Origin of the sequence: Achromobacter aegrifaciens (genome assembly GCF_902859965.1) — a bacterium.
Classification (GTDB): Bacteria; Pseudomonadota; Gammaproteobacteria; order Burkholderiales; family Burkholderiaceae_B; genus Achromobacter; species Achromobacter aegrifaciens.
Map to the genome: position 1 here is coordinate 208,806 of NZ_CADIKO010000004.1, position 18,100 is coordinate 226,905.

At 65.7% G+C, this 18,100-nt stretch carries 17 protein-coding genes; 7 read left to right on the forward strand and 10 right to left on the reverse strand.

From position 1 onward, the window contains the following. The first annotated feature begins 243 nt into the window (after nucleotides 1–243). Nucleotides 244–2,949, forward strand: coding sequence for an aconitate hydratase AcnA (gene acnA, locus HV793_RS25520; protein WP_054452985.1), 2,706 nt, complete (start codon nucleotides 244–246; stop codon nucleotides 2,947–2,949). Between the two features lie 91 nt (nucleotides 2,950–3,040). Here the strand turns inward: acnA and HV793_RS25525 are convergent, their stop codons facing one another. Beyond that, nucleotides 3,041–3,817 carry a DODA-type extradiol aromatic ring-opening family dioxygenase gene (locus HV793_RS25525; RefSeq protein ID WP_082400875.1) on the reverse strand — a complete coding sequence of 259 codons (777 nt, stop codon included), beginning with the start codon at nucleotides 3,815–3,817 and terminating at the stop codon, nucleotides 3,041–3,043. A 209-nt stretch (nucleotides 3,818–4,026) separates the two neighbouring features. Here HV793_RS25525 and HV793_RS25530 point away from each other — a divergent pair, with 209 nt between their 5' ends. From HV793_RS25530 to HV793_RS25555, 6 genes are all read left to right on the forward strand, one after another. Continuing rightward, nucleotides 4,027–5,229 carry a DUF2863 family protein gene (locus tag HV793_RS25530; RefSeq protein ID WP_054452990.1) on the forward strand — a complete coding sequence of 401 codons (1,203 nt, stop codon included), beginning with the start codon at nucleotides 4,027–4,029 and terminating at the stop codon, nucleotides 5,227–5,229. A gap of 6 nt (nucleotides 5,230–5,235) precedes the next feature. Next, on the forward strand, nucleotides 5,236–6,348 hold the full coding sequence (gene earP, locus HV793_RS25535) for an elongation factor P maturation arginine rhamnosyltransferase EarP (RefSeq protein ID WP_175214128.1): 1,113 nt from the start codon (nucleotides 5,236–5,238) through the stop codon (nucleotides 6,346–6,348). A 144-nt stretch (nucleotides 6,349–6,492) separates the two neighbouring features. Next, nucleotides 6,493–7,053, forward strand: coding sequence for an elongation factor P (efp, locus tag HV793_RS25540; RefSeq protein WP_006225610.1), 561 nt, complete (start codon nucleotides 6,493–6,495; stop codon nucleotides 7,051–7,053). A gap of 149 nt (nucleotides 7,054–7,202) precedes the next feature. Beyond that, nucleotides 7,203–7,505, forward strand: a complete 303-nt coding sequence (locus tag HV793_RS25545; protein ID WP_054452994.1) for a type II toxin-antitoxin system HigB family toxin — start codon at nucleotides 7,203–7,205, stop codon at nucleotides 7,503–7,505. Further along, on the forward strand, nucleotides 7,502–7,879 hold the full coding sequence (locus tag HV793_RS25550; RefSeq protein WP_175214129.1) for a helix-turn-helix domain-containing protein: 378 nt from the start codon (nucleotides 7,502–7,504) through the stop codon (nucleotides 7,877–7,879). Before HV793_RS25545 ends, HV793_RS25550 begins: the two co-directional genes overlap by 4 nt. 45 nt (nucleotides 7,880–7,924) lie before the next feature. Next, the gene (locus HV793_RS25555) at nucleotides 7,925–8,404 is read left to right on the forward strand and encodes a bleomycin resistance protein (protein ID WP_217481789.1); all 480 of its coding nucleotides are present in this window, start codon (nucleotides 7,925–7,927) and stop codon (nucleotides 8,402–8,404) included. Between the two features lie 52 nt (nucleotides 8,405–8,456). Here HV793_RS25555 and HV793_RS25560 read toward each other — a convergent pair whose 3' ends face one another. The 9 genes from HV793_RS25560 to HV793_RS25600 form a co-directional block, all read right to left on the reverse strand. Next, nucleotides 8,457–8,918: a DUF1178 family protein gene (locus tag HV793_RS25560; protein WP_054452999.1), complete on the reverse strand. Its 462-nt coding sequence runs from the start codon at nucleotides 8,916–8,918 to the stop codon at nucleotides 8,457–8,459. A 140-nt stretch (nucleotides 8,919–9,058) separates the two neighbouring features. After that, nucleotides 9,059–9,763: a DUF2968 domain-containing protein gene (locus HV793_RS25565; RefSeq protein WP_054453001.1), complete on the reverse strand. Its 705-nt coding sequence runs from the start codon at nucleotides 9,761–9,763 to the stop codon at nucleotides 9,059–9,061. A 117-nt stretch (nucleotides 9,764–9,880) separates the two neighbouring features. After that, on the reverse strand, nucleotides 9,881–11,278 hold the full coding sequence (locus HV793_RS25570; RefSeq protein WP_175214130.1) for a sigma 54-interacting transcriptional regulator: 1,398 nt from the start codon (nucleotides 11,276–11,278) through the stop codon (nucleotides 9,881–9,883). 49 nt (nucleotides 11,279–11,327) lie between these two features. Continuing rightward, the gene (locus tag HV793_RS25575; RefSeq protein WP_175214131.1) at nucleotides 11,328–13,370 is read right to left on the reverse strand and encodes a pilus assembly protein TadG-related protein; all 2,043 of its coding nucleotides are present in this window, start codon (nucleotides 13,368–13,370) and stop codon (nucleotides 11,328–11,330) included. Nucleotides 13,371–13,472: 102 nt separating this feature from the next. Continuing rightward, entirely contained in the window at nucleotides 13,473–13,910 is a 438-nt protein-coding gene (locus HV793_RS25580; protein WP_054453004.1) for a DUF3613 domain-containing protein, read from the reverse strand. Nucleotides 13,911–13,932: 22 nt separating this feature from the next. Then, entirely contained in the window at nucleotides 13,933–14,802 is an 870-nt protein-coding gene (locus HV793_RS25585; RefSeq protein ID WP_054453006.1) for a tetratricopeptide repeat protein, read from the reverse strand. Beyond that, on the reverse strand, nucleotides 14,802–15,797 hold the full coding sequence (locus HV793_RS25590) for a type II secretion system F family protein (RefSeq protein ID WP_054453008.1): 996 nt from the start codon (nucleotides 15,795–15,797) through the stop codon (nucleotides 14,802–14,804). Before HV793_RS25590 ends, HV793_RS25585 begins: the two co-directional genes overlap by 1 nt. A gap of 13 nt (nucleotides 15,798–15,810) precedes the next feature. Further along, nucleotides 15,811–16,734, reverse strand: a complete 924-nt coding sequence (locus HV793_RS25595) for a type II secretion system F family protein (RefSeq protein WP_054453011.1) — start codon at nucleotides 16,732–16,734, stop codon at nucleotides 15,811–15,813. Further along, on the reverse strand, nucleotides 16,734–18,095 hold the full coding sequence (locus HV793_RS25600) for a TadA family conjugal transfer-associated ATPase (protein WP_054453013.1): 1,362 nt from the start codon (nucleotides 18,093–18,095) through the stop codon (nucleotides 16,734–16,736). The genes HV793_RS25595 and HV793_RS25600 overlap by 1 nt, the downstream gene beginning before the upstream one ends. Nucleotides 18,096–18,100: the final 5 nt, after the last annotated feature.

The following is an 18,100-nucleotide window of genomic DNA, read 5'->3' on the forward strand; positions in this document are numbered from 1 at the left end:
ACATCCGCGTAGGACTTTCTTGATAAAAGAGGCTTGCGACCCGCGCACGCCTCGGCCAGAGTATCGGTTTGGGCCAACGGCCGCCCGCCCCTGATCGCAGTAGGGGAACTTTGGCGGTTCGCTCAAGTCTTATATAAGATATAAGACATACGGCCGCGCAGGCGCCAGTCTCACATAGAATGACAAATGCGCAAAAACGCCAGAAAATGCCGGCTTCAACCGGGCAAAACCACGGAGTCCATCATGCCGCACAACACCCTAGACACCCTCAAGAATTTCAAGATCGGCAATAAATCCTGTCAGTACTATTCGCTGCCGGCGCTGGGCAAGTCCCTCGGCATCGACGTGCAGCGGCTCCCGGTTTCGATCCGCATCGTGCTGGAATCCGTGCTGCGCAACTGCGACGGCAAGAAGGTCACCGAAGAGCACGTCAAGCAGTTGGCGAACTGGCAGGCCAATGCCAAGCGCGAAGACGAAATTCCGTTTGTGGTGGCCCGCGTGGTGCTGCAGGACTTCACCGGCGTGCCGCTGCTCGCCGACATCGCCGCCATGCGTTCCGTGGCCGACAAGATGGGCAAGAGCCCCAAGAGCATCGAGCCGCTGGTGCCGGTGGACCTGGTGGTGGACCACTCGGTCATGATCGACTACTTCGGCACCAAGAATGCGCTGGACCTGAACATGAAGCTGGAATTCAAGCGCAACCAAGAGCGCTACCAGTTCATGAAGTGGGGCATGCAGGCGTTCGACACCTTCGGCGTCGTGCCTCCGGGCTTCGGCATCGTCCACCAGGTCAACCTGGAATATCTGGCGCGCGGCGTGCACCTGGACAAGAAGAACAACGTCTACTACCCGGATTCCCTGGTGGGCACCGACAGCCACACCACCATGATCAACGGCATCGGCGTGGTGGGCTGGGGCGTGGGCGGCATCGAAGCCGAGGCCGGCATGCTGGGCCAGCCCGTGTACTTCCTGACCCCCGACGTGGTCGGCGTGGAACTCAAGGGCAAGCTGCGCGGCGGCGTCACCGCCACCGACCTGGTGCTGACCATCACCGAAATGCTGCGCCGCGAGAAGGTGGTGGGCAAGTTCGTCGAATTCTGCGGCGAAGGCACCGCCAGCCTGTCGGTGGCCGAACGCGCCACCATCGGCAACATGGCGCCGGAGTACGGCGCCACCATGGGCTTCTTCCCGGTCGACGAGCGCACCATCGACTACTTCCGCGGCACCGGCCGCACCGAAGACGAAATCGCCGCCTTCGAGGCCTATTTCAAGGCCCAGAAGATGTTCGGCGTGCCCAAGGCAAAGGACATCAATTTCACCAAGCTGCTGACGCTGGACCTGTCCACCGTCGCGCCGTCGCTGGCGGGCCCGAAGCGTCCGCAGGACCGCATCGAAATCGGCAACGTGAAGAACACCTTCATCGACCTGTACTCCAAGCCGGTAGCTGAAAACGGCTTCAATCAGCCCGCCGAAAAGCTGGGCCAGACCTTCACCACCAGCGCTGGCACCCAGGTCAAGAACGGCGACGTCCTGATCGCCGCCATCACGTCCTGCACCAACACCTCCAACCCCAGCGTGCTGCTGGCGGCCGGCCTGCTGGCCAAGAAGGCCGTGGAAGCCGGCATGACGGTGCCCAAGCACATCAAGACCTCGCTGGCCCCCGGATCGCGCGTGGTCACCGAATACCTGACCAAGACGGGTCTCCTGCCCTACCTGGAAAAGCTGGGCTTCGACGTGGCCGCCTACGGCTGCACGACCTGCATCGGCAACGCCGGCGACCTGACCCCGGACCTGAACGAAGCCATCACCGGCAACGATCTGATCTGCTCGGCCGTGCTCTCGGGCAACCGCAACTTCGAGGCCCGCATCCACCCGAACATCAAGGCCAACTTCCTGGCCTCGCCCCCGCTGGTCGTGGCCTACGCCCTGGCCGGCACCGTCACGCGCGACCTGATGACCGAGCCCGTGGGCCGCGGCAAGAACGGCGACGTGTGGCTGGGCGATATCTGGCCGACCACCGAGGAAATCGAATCGCTGCTGAAGTACGCCCTGGATCCCAAGGCCTTCGAGGCCAACTACGGCCAGGTCAAGAGCAATCCCGGCCAACTCTGGGAGAACATCAAGGGCGTGACCGGCGACACGTACAACTGGCCTGATTCCACCTACATCGCCGAGCCGCCCTTCTTTGACGGCTTCGGCATGACGCCGGGCGCGATGCCGACGGTCAAGAACGCCCGTGCGCTGGGCGTGTTCGGCGACTCGGTCACCACCGACCACATCTCGCCGGCCGGCTCCATCAAGGAGACCTCGCCCGCGGGCAAGTGGCTGAAGGAAAACGGCGTCATGAAGGCCGACTTCAACAGCTACGGCTCACGCCGCGGCAACCACGAAATCATGATGCGCGGCACCTTCGCCAACGTGCGCATCAAGAACCTCATGATTCCGGCGCTGCCGGACGGCAGCCGCTTCGAGGGCGGCGACACCCTGTTCCAGCCCACCGGCGAACAGATGTCCATCTATGACGCAGCCATGAAGTACGTCGGCGCGGGCACCCCCACCGTGGTGTTCGGCGGCGAAGAGTACGGCACCGGCTCGTCGCGCGACTGGGCGGCCAAGGGCACCCAGCTGCTGGGCGTGAAGGCCGTGATCACCCGCAGCTTCGAACGCATCCACCGCAGCAACCTGGTCGGCATGGGCGTGCTGCCCCTGCAGTTCAAGGGCGCGGACAGCGTGCAGTCGCTGGGCATCACCGGCGAGGAAACCTACGACATTTCCGGTCTGGAAAACGGCATCAAGCCGATGCAGGACGTGACGCTGACGATCACCCGCAAGGACGGATCGAAGCAGGACGTCACGGTGCTGCTGCGCATCGACACCCCGATCGAGGTGGACTACTACCAGCACGGCGGCATCCTGCCCTTCGTGCTGCGCCAGCTGCTGGCTGCCTGATCTTCTGACAGGCAAGGCAATGGCCCGGGAACCGCGAGGTTCCCGGGCCATTTTCATTGCGGCCTGCGCGGCGCCGCGGCCGCGCTTGGGATCAGTCCGCGAACTCGTAGGCATCCATCGCCAGCGCGCCGTAGGAGATTTCGTCGGTCAGGCGCCGGAAACCGGCTCCGCCTGCACCCAGCGCCACGTACAAGGGCATCAGGTGGTCGTCGTGCGGATGGGCCTGCGCCGCGCCCGGCGCCTGGGCCTCCCAATCCAAGAGCGCCGCCAGGTCATGGCCGCTCAGCTTGTCCGCGTACCACTGCTGGAAAGCCGGCACGTAAGGCAGCGCGGGCGCGTCTTGCGGCATGCGCACGTGGCGCAGGTTATGCGTCAGCGAACCGGAGCCGATGACCAGGATGTCTTCGTCCCGCAGCCGGGCCAGCGCGCGGCCCAGTTCCAGTTGGCCAGCCGCGTCGCGCCCCATGTCCAGGGACAGTTGCACCACCGGCACGTCCGCTTCCGGATAGAGGTAGCGCAGTGGCACCCAGGCGCCATGGTCCAGCGGCCGTCGGGGGTCCAGGTCTGCAGCGATACCCGAGTCGGCCAGCAGGGCCTGCACCCGCGCCGCCAACTCCGGCGAACCGGGGGCCGTGTACTGCAATTCATAGAGTTCCGGCGGAAAGCCGCCGAAATCGTGCCAGGCCACCTGGCGGTCGCGGGTGGACAGCGCCAGGCCCTCGCCCATCCAGTGCGGCGAGACCACCAGGATGCCCTTGGGCTTGCGGCCCTGCTCGGCGCTCCAGGCGGCGAGCGCCGGGCCGGTCAGTCCGGGTTCCACGGCGAGCATGGGGGATCCATGGGATACGAAAAGCGTAGGCCAACGCATGGCGGTGCCTCCTGATATTGAGTAGATGGCTAGATTTTCCGCCGATTCTTCTCAGCAATAAACCCCTTGACTCGGCATTATCTGTTGCTTATTTAGCATCAATCACACCCTGGCGCCGTTGTTGCGCCCCGCCGCCGGAGGTGCGCGCCGCCGTCCGCGCCGAGCGTTAAACTACACAGTTGCACACTTACTGGACGCTCCCCGAAGTTATGGCCCGATCCCGCAGCCAATCCGCTCCCCGCCTCACCCGTGACGCCGCCAAACTGGTCGCGCTTGCCCAGGCGCTCAACCGCTCGGGCAGCCGCCTCGAAGACGTGTTCTGGGAGAACCAGCTTGGCGTAGCGATTCCGAAGCTGCTGAAGGCGGGGCAGGATGCCCCCCTGGAAGCGGCCCTGGACCACCTCGCCCAGAGCGACGTGGGCGCATACGAGATCCTGATCGAACAGGCCGAAACCCTGTCCGAATCGATGAAGATCGAGAAAAATGGCGTCCACTACGACATTTTGCTGGTCGTGGCCCCCATCGTCGCCTGGACCCGCTACGCCATTCCGACCGGCCCGATCGCCGCCGGCGCGCAACAGGCCCTGATGGCGCAATTGCATGGGCATGTCCTGTCCAGCAAGGCCCGCAGCTCGCTGATGCCGGTGCTGGTCAGCGTGGACCAGATGCCGCGCACCTTCTCCGAAACCTGGCAATGGCTGCAGCGCCTGGGCACCCAGGCGCTGGGCGCAGAAACCGCCAAGCCCGCCTTGAACACCGAGACCGAAACGGCCAACATGCTGGCCGATACGCGCTACATCGTGGCGGCCGTCGCGGTGCCCGAAGGCGAGCCGATCTTCCGCTGGCAGGAACAGCTGGGCGAAGCCGACGCCAGCCGCGATGCCTGCCAGGAACAATGGGCGGCGCAGGCCCAGCCGACCCTCGCCAATCTGCTGCCGGGCTGCGGTTTCGAAGCCCTGCTGCCCGACGCCTACTATGTCAGCAACCGTGAAGCCGACCGGCGCGTGCGCCCGCTGTCGCTGCGTGCAGCGGTCAGCTGGCTCGAGGGCGCGGTCAGCCTGGAAGCCTCCCAGTTGCGCGCGGTGGTGGCCGGCTGCGGCGAAAGCCGCATCGACGAGTACCGCATCGGCTTCACCGCGCGCAGCAGCAACGACGTGTACTACGGCTGCGTCTGGCCGCTGTATGGGCGCGAGGAAGACCTGCCGGCTGACGAAGGCCAGCCCGACGTGGTGGACGAGATCGCCGCGCTGCTCAAGGAATACGGCGTCACTGAAGTGCGCCGCATCCCCGGCGTGCTGCCTCCCGAGTACTGTGAAGACTGCGGCGCGCCCTACTTCCCGAATCCGCTGGGCGAACTGGTGCACGCCGAACTGCCCGAGGACGCGGAAGCCTCGCCGGCCAAGTTCCACTAGGCGGCAATGCAAGCGGACATCTTCTGCCGGGTCGTCGACAACTATGGCGACATCGGCGTCTGCTGGCGGCTGGCGCGCCGGTTGGCGCACGGCCGCGGCTGGGATGTGCGCCTGTGGGTCGACGACCTGGCCAGCTTCGCCCGCATCCAGCCCGGGATCGCCACGGATAGCCCGCGCCAGCAACTGGCGGGCATCGACATCGTGCACTGGACCGAATCCCCGGATCCGGCGCTCGCCGCGCGCGATGTGGTGATCGAGGCATTCGCCTGCGATCCCCCCGAGGCATTCCTGGAGAGCATGCGGCGTGAGCATCCGGCCTGGGTCAACCTGGAATACCTGAGCGCCGAGTCCTGGGTGGAAAGCTGCCACGGCCTGCCCTCGCAGCGGCCGGACGGGCTGGTCAAGCACTTTTTCTTTCCCGGCTTCACCAGCGCCACCGGCGGACTGCTGCGCGAGCCGGGCCTGTCGGCGGAGCGCGACGCCCTGCAGGCATCGCCGCAAGACCAGGAAGCCTTCCTGCAGTCGCTGGGCGTGCCGCAGGACCTGCTGTTGCGCCGCCGCGACGGCGCGCGCGCCGTGTCCCTGTTTTGCTATCCGACGGCGCCGGTAACGGCGCTGGCCGAGGCTCTGGCGGCGGATCCGCGGCCCACCCTGCTGCTTGCCCCCGAAGGCGTGGCCCCCGGGCTGGAAGCCGCCTGCGCGGCGTCGGGCGCGCCGGCGGTGGCCCGGCTGCCCTTCGTGGCGCAGCCGGATTTCGACCGTCTGCTGTGGTGCTGCGACCTGAATTTCGTGCGGGGCGAGGATTCCTTCGTCCGCGCCGCCTGGGCCGCGCGCCCGCTGGTCTGGCAGATCTATCCCCAGGACGAAAACGTGCATCTGGAGAAACTGGAAGCGTGGCTGGCGCGCTATCCGGCCCCGGAAACCGCCCAGACGCTGATCCGGGCCTGGAACGAGCCGGAAACGGGCGCAACCGCTGCGGCGCTGTCTGCCGCCCTGGCGCCAGCCGCCTGGGGGGACTGGGCCGCCGCCGCGCGGGCCTGGGACGCAAGCCAGGCCGCGCTACCGGATCTTGCCGAAAATCTGGCTGATTTTTGCGCAGACTTGGCCAAGAAACGTTAGAATAGAGAGTTTTCCGAGCGCCCTGTATTTGTCGGGCCTCAACTATGACGCCTCCCGGGGTGTGCACGAAGCCGCTAGAAGCTATAGCTGCGGCGGCTTTTTGCAAGCACGGCGAGTGCACCCATCACCCCCGGAGTTTTATCGATGAAAACCGCTCAGGAATTGCGAGTCGGCAACGTGGTCATGGTCGGCAAGGATCCCCTCGTGGTCCAGAAAGCCGAATACAACAAGTCGGGCCGTAACGCCGCTGTTGTGAAGCTGAAGTTCAAGAACCTGTTGACCGCCTCGGCCAGCGAATCGGTCTACAAGGCCGACGAAAAGTTCGAAGTCGTCCAGCTCGACCGCAAGGAGTGCACCTACTCCTACTTCGGCGACCCGATGTACGTCTTCATGGACGAAGAGTACAACCAGTACGAAATCGAAGCCGAGAGCATGGGCGACGCCCTGAACTACCTGGAAGAAGCGATGCCCGTGGAAGTGGTCTTCTACGACGGCCGCGCCATTTCGGTTGAACTGCCCACGACGCTCGTGCGCGAAATCACCTACACCGAACCCGCCGTGCGTGGCGATACCTCGGGCAAGGTGACCAAGCCCGCCAAGATCAACACCGGCTACGAACTGAACGTGCCGCTGTTCTGCGCCATCGGCGACAAGATCGAAATCGACACCCGCACGAACGAATACCGCAGCCGCGTCAACAACTGATCCGGCAAGCAGGCAAGAAAAAGCCAGACCTTCGGGTCTGGCTTTTTTATTGCCGTCTGCCTGACCAATCTTGCGGCCCTTGCTTGAAGGCATATAGCCGGACCACATGGGACTTGCCCCCAGTCCCAAATTGGGACTAACATTGCGCTATGCGACTCATAGCCTTAAGCGCCCTCCGCCAGTTCTGGGAAAGGTACCCAGCGGCAGAACAACCCCTCAAGGCGTGGGTGGACGAGGCCAGCAAGGCGCAATGGAAGCAGCCTGCGGATATCAAGGCCCAGTATCGCCACGCCAGCATCCTGAAGAATCGGCGTGTGGTGTTCAACATCAAAGGCAATGATTTCCGCCTGATTGTGGCAATCGCATTCAACTTGAGCATCGTCTACGTGAAGTTCATCGGCACTCACGCGGAGTACGACAAGATTGACGCCGAAACCATGGAAATGGAATGAACATGGAAATCCGCCCCGTACATACCGAGGCCGATTACAAGTCGGCGCTCAAGGAAATCTCCCGGTTGATGGAGTCTGATCCTGAACTGGGCACACCTGACGGTGACCGCCTGGACGTGCTGGCCACCTTGGTGCAAGCGTATGAAATGAAGCACTATCCGGTCGATCTGCCAGACCCTGTCGAGGCCATTAAATTCCGGATGGAGCAAGGCGGCCTGACCCCTAAGGATCTGGAGCCTATGATCGGCAAGCGCAACCGTGTATACGAAGTGCTGAACCGCAAGCGCGGTTTGACATTGCCAATGATCTGGCGTTTGCACACCGAGCTCGGCATTCCCGCAGAAAGCCTTATTCAGCCACCGGCTCACGCCTGATAACTGAAACGCGCTCATTCATCGACGACTTCCTGACGAAGCGGAATGCTTGCGCTGACCGCGGCAACACTCTGCCTAAGCTGGAGAACTGCGACTGTGGAATTTCGCCGTGCAAAGCTGGTGCCCGAGTTGCTTGTCGCAGATATCGCGGCAAGTCTGCAATTCTGGGTTGGTCTCTGTGGATTCTCGATCATGTACAGCCGCGAGGAAGACGGCTTCGTATATTTGGACCTCGACGGAGCACAAGTCATGCTCGTCGAACGGCGCGGCGACAACGGTTGGATCACAGGTCCGTTGAGCGTGCCGCTGGGCAGGGGAATCAATTTCGAAATCGATGTGCCCTCTGTGGAGCCCTTTCTTGCCGCGCTTGCTAACGCCAAATGGCCCCTGTTCCGGAATCCGGTAGAGCAGTGGTATCGGGGCAATGACGTTGAAATCGGCGTGCGCGAGTTCCTGGTTCAGGACCCTGATGGTTATCTGCTGCGCTTCTCGGCCAAGATCGGTGAACGCAGGCATACCACCTGACATTCCGTACGCCCGTTCCCCTGTCCGAATCGGCTAGGGGCGGCGCAGCGGGTCACTGCAGGCGCTCGTCATCCAGAAAATCCGGCACCGCCATGACGTCGATGCCGTCCTCGGCCAGCGATTCGCGCTCTTCCGGCGTTGCCGTGCCGCGGATGGGACGGTCGTCGGCATCGCCTTCGTGGATGCGGCGCGCCTCTTCGGCGAAGCGCGGCCCGACGTTTTCGGTGTTACGCAGCAAGGCGCGCACCTGGCGCATGACGACTGCCTGCAATGCGGCCATTTTTTCCGCGTCGGACGCGTTGGCCGGCAACGCCGGCGGCTGGGCGGCTGGCGCGTGCAGGTGGGCGACGTTCAGGCGCGGCGCGGACAGCCGCTTGGTGATGCTGGCCGAACCGCAAACCGGGCACGTGACCAGGCCACGCGCCTGCTGCGCGTCATAGTCTTCGTGCGAACCGAACCAGCCCTCGAAAATGTGGCTGTGTTCGCACTGGAGGTCGAAAACTTTAAGTGCCATGGCGTCTATATGGGGTGCAACTCCCAGAATACAAGAAAGCGCCCCAGGGCAGGCGCTTAGCCCCTGCGTGCGCAATGCCTATTCACGGCCGGCCAAGACAAAGCGGGCCCGCAGGCCCGCTACTCAGCCTGCCCTGCGGGTTACTTGCCGCGGTTCTGGGCCGCCGGGTTCCCCACTTGCGCCTGCTGCGCCTGCAAGGCGTCGATCTGGCGTTGCAGATCGCGCAATTGCTGGCGCACGTCCTTCTGCTGGTCAGCCAGCGCCGTGGCTTCCTGGCGCGACTGCTCCTGGCGGGCCGCGACCTGCTCTTCCTGCTGCAGGCGCACCGCGCGATCGGCCTGCAGGGTGCTCAGTTCGGCGCTGCGGCTGGCCAGCAGCTTCTCGGCGTGCGCGTATTCAGCCTGCATCTTGATGCGCTTGATATCCACTTCGGCCAGCTCGGCGGATTGGGCGACGAAGGCGCGGTAGGTGGCTTCGGCCTGCTTGTCCGACTTGCTCTTCACCACGCGCCAGAAATCCTTCTGCTGGAACAAGGCAACGTAATAGGTCAGGTCGTCCGGCTTGAACAGCAGGCTGGCGCCGTAGGTGCCGTTATAGGCAGTACGCAGCTCCGACACCTGGCGGCTTTGGATCAGGCCTTGCAGCTCCGACAGCGTGGATGCCGGACGCGCGGCGGGCGGCGGCGCGGGGGGAGTCACGGGCGTGGAGGCCGCCTGCGTGTCCTCGACCTGTTTAACCGTGGCCCGGGGCGCTTCGGATTGTGCGCTGGCGCAAGCGGCCAGGCCGGACAGGGCCGTGCCCAACAGCGCCATGCGGGCGGCGCCACGGATAAATTGGACGTTCATGCCTTCCCCAAAAAAATCGTTGCGGAACTATAGCAATTTATTTCGGCCGGGACAGACCCGCTTACATGCGCCGGCTCCGCAACTGTCGCCCACTACGGGGCATTACCTATTGCGTGTTCACATCGTCGTCTCGGCGAGACCATCGGCGGGTTCTCCCTGGCCCGTCCCGAGTTGCAGCTTGCGCATTTTTTCCCACAACACCTTGCGGCTGATGCCCAAGGTGTGGGCGGTATCCTGACGGCGCCAGCCGTTGGCGTCCAGCGCCGCCAGCACGCGCTCGCGTTCTGCGCGCTCGGCATCGGTGAAGGCGGCGGGCTCGACCTTCGCGGCGGCCGAGGCTGGAGCAGAGTGCAGCGGCTCGGCCAATTGGTCGAAGATGCGTTCGATGCGCGGCGGGTCCCAGGCCTGGAGCTGCCGCCGCACGATCGCGACGCGCTCGGCCACGTTGGACAGTTCACGCACATTGCCCTCGTAGCGCGTGCGCGAGACGCGCTCCAGCAACCACTGCGGCGGTTCGTCATCCACGCCCAGGCGTTGCAGCAAGGCGCGGAAGATCGCCGCCTTCTCCTGCGGGCCGCGCTGCTCCAGGTTGGGTATGCGCAGTTCGATCACCGCCAGCCGGTAATACAGGTCCGCGCGGAATTCGTCCTGCCCCACCAGCACGCGCAAATCCTTGTTGGTCGCGGCGACCAGGCGGAAGTCCACCGGCACTTCCACGGTCGAGCCCAGCCGCGTCACCGTGTTCTGCTCCAGAACGCGCAAGAGCTTGACCTGCTGGTACAGCGGCAGGTCGCCGATTTCGTCCAGGAACAGCGTGCCGCCGCTGGCCTGCTCGAAATACCCCTTGTGCGCGCCGATCGCGCCGGTGAATGCGCCCTTGGCATGGCCGAAGAAATGCGCCTCGAACAGGCCCTCCGGAATGGCGCCGCAGTTGACCGCCACGAAGGGGCCGTCGAACCAGGCGGCCTGCTCATGCAGCAGGCGCGCAATGCGTTCCTTGCCCACGCCGGTTTCACCATGGATCAGCACGTTGCTGCGGCAGTCTGCATACATGTCCACTTCCGCCAGCAGGTCCCGCATGGTCGCGGAGACGGCAATCAGCGGCTGTTCGCGCCGGGGCGCGGCGCGATTGAGTTGATTCAGCGTGCCCAGCAGCTCATACAACAGCTTGCGCAGGTCCGCGGTGGTGAAGGTCAGCGGCAGCGTGTAGGAGTATTCCGGCGGGTAGTAGCGCGGGTCGCGACCGCGCGCTTCCGCGGCGACCCAGATGACCGGCAGGCCTTGGGCCGCCAGCCAGTCGTAGCCGCTGAAGCGCTTGTCGCCCATCACCGACACCGACACCAGGGCCACCGCAGGCCGCGCCAGGTCGCGGGGCGGCGGAAACGCGGTGCCGGCGTCCGCCCGCAGCAGCGACACGTCCATGCCCGCCAGGCAACGCTCGGCGCGGCTGGCAATGTCGGAGGTGCCTTCCCAGACGTACACGTCGAATTCTTCGCGCGCGAAATTCTGGCTCATCGCTTGGACCATGCGGGGATGGAAAGGACAGGGGTCAGAGGCTTCATCATCAATACACCAGGCGGGGTTTGCCGCAATCCACGGAAATCAGCGCTACGTCGGTCTGGCCCACGCTCAGGCCCAGCACATTAAGCAGTTGCTGCAACGCCACGGACAACGAACTCAGCAAGGGATCCAGCAGCACCATGACGACCGACAGCACGCCGCCCACCTGCCCGCTGCCGTTCAAGGCCAGCGCGCCGACGGCGTTGACGCGGCACTGCCGGATCGCGTCCGGCACCAGCGCCAGCGCGCAGGTCACGTCGCTGAGGGGGGCCAACAAGAGCGAGTTCAGGATGCCGCCAACCAGTTGCAGCGTGCCGCCCAACACCCCCGTCAAGCCACCCGTGGTCAGACGCGCCCCGAGCTGGTCCATCGCCGTCTTGGACCACTGCATGTCGTTGACGACCTTGGAGATGGTCTTGCCGGCGTTGTTCTTGTCTCCGCCCACCAACTGCGTCGCCAGCTCTGTGCGTTGCGTTTCGGTCAGCGGGGTGCCGGTGTTGAACAAATCCCCCAGGATGCCCCCGATCAGCGCGTCCGTCAGGTTGGAGGCCAGCTTGGACAGGTCCACGTTGGTGGCATTGACGGTGGCGGTGGCGTTGGGCGATGGCGGCGCAGTGAGCGTCACCGACACGGGCGCCGAAGAACTGAACACCGGCAGCGTGAACCGGGCGGTAAGCGGCAATATGCCCAGTACGTTCAAGACCTGATGCCGTCCTATGGCGCCGAATGCGCTGGGCTCGCAGCGGTTCGTGAGCGACTGGAAATTCGCGGCGCTCGGGTCGGTGGCTGACGCCATGCCGGGGAAGCGGCCCAGACAGACGCTGGCCGCAGCCGACGTCACATCGATCATCGCCTGGTTCTCGGCCAGCGGCGCTTCGCACAGCTTGCGCAGCGTACCTGTGGATTGCGCCACGTCGATGATGATGGGCAGATCCACCTTGGTATTCAGGGTGTTGGCCAGCAAGGGCCCGACCAGCGGGATGTTGCTGGTGTTGACGCGCAGATACACGCGTATGCCGGCGCTGATGGCTTGCGCGCCGACACCGCCCACGCCCACGGCAGGCGGCTCGACGATACGCACCCGGGCGTCCAGGCCCAGCAGCGGCACGCTCAGCCCCAGATTGATCAGGTTGCTGCCGTTGGCGATGGCCAGTCCGGTTTCCAGGATGTTCAGCGCGTTGACCTGGGCCTGCAAGGCAGCGGTGGGGTCGCCGCCCACCACGTTCAGATTCAGCACGCCGCCATCGCCGAACAGCTTCACAGGCAGGTTTAGCGGCATCAAGTCCAACACCGTGTTGATGGCTTCGCTCAACAATCCGACATCGGCGTTGGCGGTTCTCTGCTTGTCGATGACGCTCAGCGTGGCGCGCAAGAGCTGACCCAGGGTCAGGTTGCTCAGCGCCGTCAATTGCTCGGGCGTGCCCACGCCCGCAACCACCGACAGCGGCAGGCCCAGCGCCTCCAGCAGGCCGGCCGGCGTAATGCCGACATTGGCCAGGCCGGCGGCGTCCAGCACGTCCAGTTGCGTGGGCGACGCCCCCACCGTGGCCAGCAGCTGCGACAGCAGGCCGCCGCGTTCCAGGCGCAATAGCCGCGACCCCACTGTGAAGGTCGCCACGGGTTGGGTGTTGGTCGCCACCGCCGCCACCGACGCCGTGACGCCGCCCACGCCAGGGATAAGATTGGCCAGTTGCTTGCGCGCCGCTACCCGCACTGCGTTATAGGCCTGCCCGCCCGCCGCGTCGAAGACGTGCATGCCGGAGGGATCGGACCGCGTCGGATCCCACACCTTGCATTCCACCGTGAAATCGGCGGCCGTGAACGCATCCAGGATGTTCGGCACATTGGCCAGGGCGGAAGCGCGGCCAGCGGCGGCGGCCCGGGCGCAATCCGCGCTGGAGCCCAGGCTCAGCACCTGGACGGCCGACAGCGCCGCCAGGTCCGCCGCCTTCTGCATTTCGCGCTTCATGTAGAAGCCGTAGCCAAGCTGCAGCACGCCGAGCAACACCACCCCCACCAGCACCGCGAAGACGACGGCGACGGTCATGCTGCCGCGTTGCCGCGACGGCGAGGAAGGATGTGGACGGCCGGCTGACATGCTCTTGCGACTCCATACCCGCATGCGGCGGGGAATACCAACGCCCGGAACCTATTGGACGTTGGGAATTTCCACATTCCGGTCGAACCACACGGGAATGGGATGCTTGAAGCTCTCCAGATAGCGGTTCCAGGCGGCGGTAGACACCGGCCCCAGCACGGGCAAGGCATTGCCAGCGCGCCGCCCGTCGGCCTGCGCCGCCAGCAGCCCGCGCGTCACGTCGCCGAAGCCTTCTTGCGCCGCAGGCGCGGCGGCGGGCGCCTGCGGCAGCGGAGTCTGCACCTGCTGCACCACGGCCCGCTCCGGCATGGCGGACACAGGTTCCGGCGCCGACACGGCGGCAGGCGCCTGAGCGGACGGCGCGCTGCCCGCGGCGCCCGACATGCTGCCCGTCAACGGCGCATTGGATTGCGCCAGGACGGCCGCGGGCGCCTGCGCCGCAAGCGCGCAGGCCACGATGAACAAGGCGTGCTGGGTCGAATGGGACATGGCAGTCTTCCTCAAAACGGGGTTAGCGCACGATGGGTCCGTTACCCAAGCCGTCCATCAAGGGGCTCATCAACGGCATGACGGCCTGTTCGCCGCTAGACACCCGGGTGGCAGGCGCATAGGAAGCGCCCGCCGCCGGGGCCAGCTGGCCGCGGATCTCGGCGGCCAGGCGCAGCACCTGTCCGCGCGCCTCTTCATTCAGTTGCGCCCGCTCCATCAGGCGCTGCGCCTTGAGCGGATCGCCCTCGACCAGCAGCAACACCGCCAGGTTCGCCAGCACCTTGCCGCTTTCCGGCGTCAGTTCGGCCGCCTGCCCCAGCGGCACGCGCGCGCCCGCCGGGTCGCCCGCGCGCAGGCGCGCATAGCCCAGGTCGCCCAGGATGCGCGCGTCCATGGGAGCCAGCTTGGCCGCCCGCGAAAAATAATCTGCCGCCTGGTCGAACTGCCCGCGCGAACCGGCGATCAGACCCAGGCCGTGCCAGCCCTCGGCCGCCTGGTCGGTGGCGGTAAGCGCGCGATAGGCCTGTTCGCTCAGCGCCGCCTGCCCGGTCTGGCGCAGCGCCTCGGCGCGCAGCACGGCCACGCGCGCGTCGTTGCCGTACTTCTGCTGATAGCCGTCGATGTACGCGAGCGACGCGAAATAGCGTTCCTGGCGTTGCGCCTCGACGATCATGGACAGCATCATCTCGGGTTCCTTGGGCCGGCTCTTGCTCTGGGCCTCGTCCTCCTTCTGCCGCAACAGCGCCTGCTCCTGCTGCTGTTGCTGGATCAGTTGCCAGGCGGATTCCGCGTTGTTGGTCTTGCATCCGCTCAAACCCGCGCCCGCCGCCAGCACCGTGACGACAAGCACGCAGCGCCATGCGCGCGAGCTGCTTTCCGTTGCGCCGTTCATTACATCCCCCCCATGCGCGACAAACCGCGCAACACCGCGATGAATCCAGCCCCGCCCGTCACGATCAACAGCGCGGGCAATAGCGTCACGATCATGACCCCGGTCATCTTGACCGTGGTCTTGCCCACCTTCTCCTTCAGTTCCAGGCGCCGCTTGTCGCGCAGGCGTTCGCCGAAGCGGTTCAAGGGCTCCTGCACCGCGCCGCCGTGCTGGTCCACCTGCGCGATCAGGCGGCAGATGGCGGACAGGTCGTCGTTGTCGAAGCCCGTGGCCATCCTGGCCAGCGATTGTTCGCGCGTGCGGCCACGCACATAGAGCTCGGACGCCAGCCGCAATTCGAATGACAGCACCGGCAGCACCTGGCCGAACTCCTTGACCAGCACCTGCAGGCTCTGGTCGATCGACAGGCCCACACCCTGCAACAGGCGCAACAGGTCAATCAGCAAGGGCAACTCATCGGCCGCTTGCCTGCGACGGCGCGCCAGGCGCCGCTGCACGATCCATTTGGGCAGCATGTAGCCGACAGCGAAAGCCACGAAGGCCACGACAAAAGCGCCCAGCGGCATATCCGGAAGATGCTTGTGCCAGTCCAGCATGACCGCCGCCACGGGCAGCAGGATCGCCAGGCCAAGCCGGATCAGGACGAAGCGCGAACGCGCGGTGCCGGGGTTGGCATAGCCGGCCATGTCCACCAGCTTGCGGTCCTCGGCGGCCAGCAGCGCATCGGCCAGCCGGCCTTCGCTCAGGCGCTTGCCAAACGTGTCGGCCGCCCGCGCGGCCGCCGCCAGCCTGCCCTGCCCGCCTTCGCTGCGCACGGCCGCCGACGCCCTCGCGCCGTCGCGCGCGGCCAGCGCCTGATCCACCACCTGGCGACTGCGGCCCTGGCTGCGCAGGCGCCGCGCCATGCCCAGGCCCAGCACCACCAGGCCAGCCGCCACCAGCATCAGCGCCATCGCCAGCACGGTGGAAGCGTTCCAGGATTGCAGGATTTGCATGGCGCCCCTCCGGTCAAATGGCCTTGGCCATGCGATAGAGCCAATAACAGCCGCCGATCTGCAGGCAGACCGCGGTCAGCAGCATCCTGAAGCCTTGCGGGTCCTGCCACAGGCCCATGAACAAGTTGTTGTTGGCGACGATGATGAAGCCCGCGATGCCCACCGGCAGCAAGGCCAGAATCCAGGCCGACAAGCGGACCTCGGCCGAACTGGCGGTCAGTTCATTTCGCGCCTGCGCCACGTCGCGCATGAAGGCCGCCATGCGTTCCAGCACCTGGTCGCTGCGGCCGCCGAAGCGCAGGGCCAACGACACCACCGCCGCCACCATGTACAGCTCCTTCAGCCCATACAGGCGCGACACGTGCGCCAGGGCCGCGTCGAGCTCCTTGGAGCGGCTAAGGCCGGCCGCCGTCTCCACCACTTCGCGCAAAGGTTCGTCGGCAGCGGCGGCGGCCGTCTGGAACGCGGCGCCCATGCTGTTGCCGATGGTGAGCAGGCGCACGATGTTGTCCAGGAACGCGGGCAGCTGCGAGATCATGCGCCGCTGGCGCTTGTCGGCCTTCAACCACAGCAGGAAGTAGGCGAACACCGCCAGCAGCAGCAGGGTCACCGCGCCGGAAAGCGCCCCCAGGAATGTCCATGCCAGCGCCGCGCCGACCACGACGGGAAGCGCGATGCGCACATACAAGCCGGCGCTTTGCCGCAGGCCGGCCAGGCGCAGCAAGCGGTCCCAACCGGAAAACCCGCTGCGAAACTCACGTGTGTTCTCAGCGAAAGGCGCGTCGGCGGCGGCCTCGTCGCGGCCCCGCTGCAGCTGGCTCTCCAGAAAGGCGGAACTGGCCGCCCGGCGGGCGCGGCGGTCGGCATGGCGCCACAGCAGCACCGCTCCTATGGCCAGCACCACGGCCAGGCTCGCAAGCGCCAGGGCTTCCTGCATCAGCGCCTCCTGCTCCAGAATCCGCCACCCCCGCCATCGCGGTCGTCCGGCGGGTTGTCGCTGGCGCGCGCCTCGTTGCGCAGCTTGGCCAGCTTGGGCGTGTGAGGATGAATGCCCAGCCAGTTCCAGCGATCTTTCTCCTCGCCATCCTGCGTTGCGTAGGATTCGTGGCGATAGAGTTCCTGGGTGGAGATCACGTTGTCGCCCATGCCCGTGATCTCGGTCACCGACAGCACGCGGCGCTTGCCGTTGGACAGGCGGCCGATCTGCACGATGAAGTCCAGCGCGCTGGCGATCTGCCTGCGCAGGCTGTCCTCGCTGCCCTGGAATCCGGCGAAACCGGCCAGCATCTCGATCCGGTACAGGCATTCGCGCGGGGAGTTCGCATGGATGGTCGCCATGGATCCCTCGTGTCCGGTGTTCATGGCCTGCAGCATGTCCATGACCTCGGCGCCGCGCACTTCGCCCACCACCACGCGGTCCGGCCGCATGCGCAGGCTGTTGCGGATCAGCTCGCGGATGCTGACGGCGCCGCTGCCGTCAAAGCCGCCCTGACGCGACTCCAGCCGCACCACGTGGGGATGGTTGAGCGACAGTTCGGCGGTGTCCTCCACCGTCACCACGCGTTCCGTTTCCGGAATGAAGAACGCCAGCGCGTTCAGCAGCGAAGTCTTGCCCGAACTGGTGCCGCCGGACACCAGGATGTTGCAGCGGTTCTTCACGGCCTCGTTCAGCAGCCGGTAGATCTCTTCATCGAAGCTGCCCAAGGTCAGCAGGTCCGCCGGCTTGAGCGGGTCCTGGCGGAACTTGCGGATCGACACCATGGGGCCGTCGACCGCCAATGGTTCGATCACCACGTTCAGGCGGCCGCCGTCGGGCAGGCGCGCGTCCACCATGGGGCTGGATTCGTCGAGCCGCCGGCCGATCGGCGCCAGGATGCGGCGCACGATGCGCAGCACATGCTGATTGTCGGTGAAGCGCAGCGTCTCGCGGGCCAGCACGCCGCGGCGCGAGACGAAGACATTGTCATAGCCGTTGATCAGGATGTCCTCCACGGCCGGGTCCGCCAGCAGATCCTCCAGGGGGCCCAGGCCGGCCAGTTCCTTGGTCAGCGCTTCGGCAATGGCGCGCATTTCCCCTTCATTGATCGGCACCCGGCGCAGGCGTACGAAGCTCGCGACCTCGATGTCCACGAATTCCTGGATCGCCGACCTGGCCCAGCGGCCGAACTCCGCACCCAGCTCCTCGATGCGGGACAGCAGGTGCTCGTACGCCGCCGTCTTCACTTCCTGGTAGCGGTCCGACGCCGAAAAGCCTTTGTCGCCATCGCCGCCGAACTCTATCGTCGCTGTCATGATCATGTCGG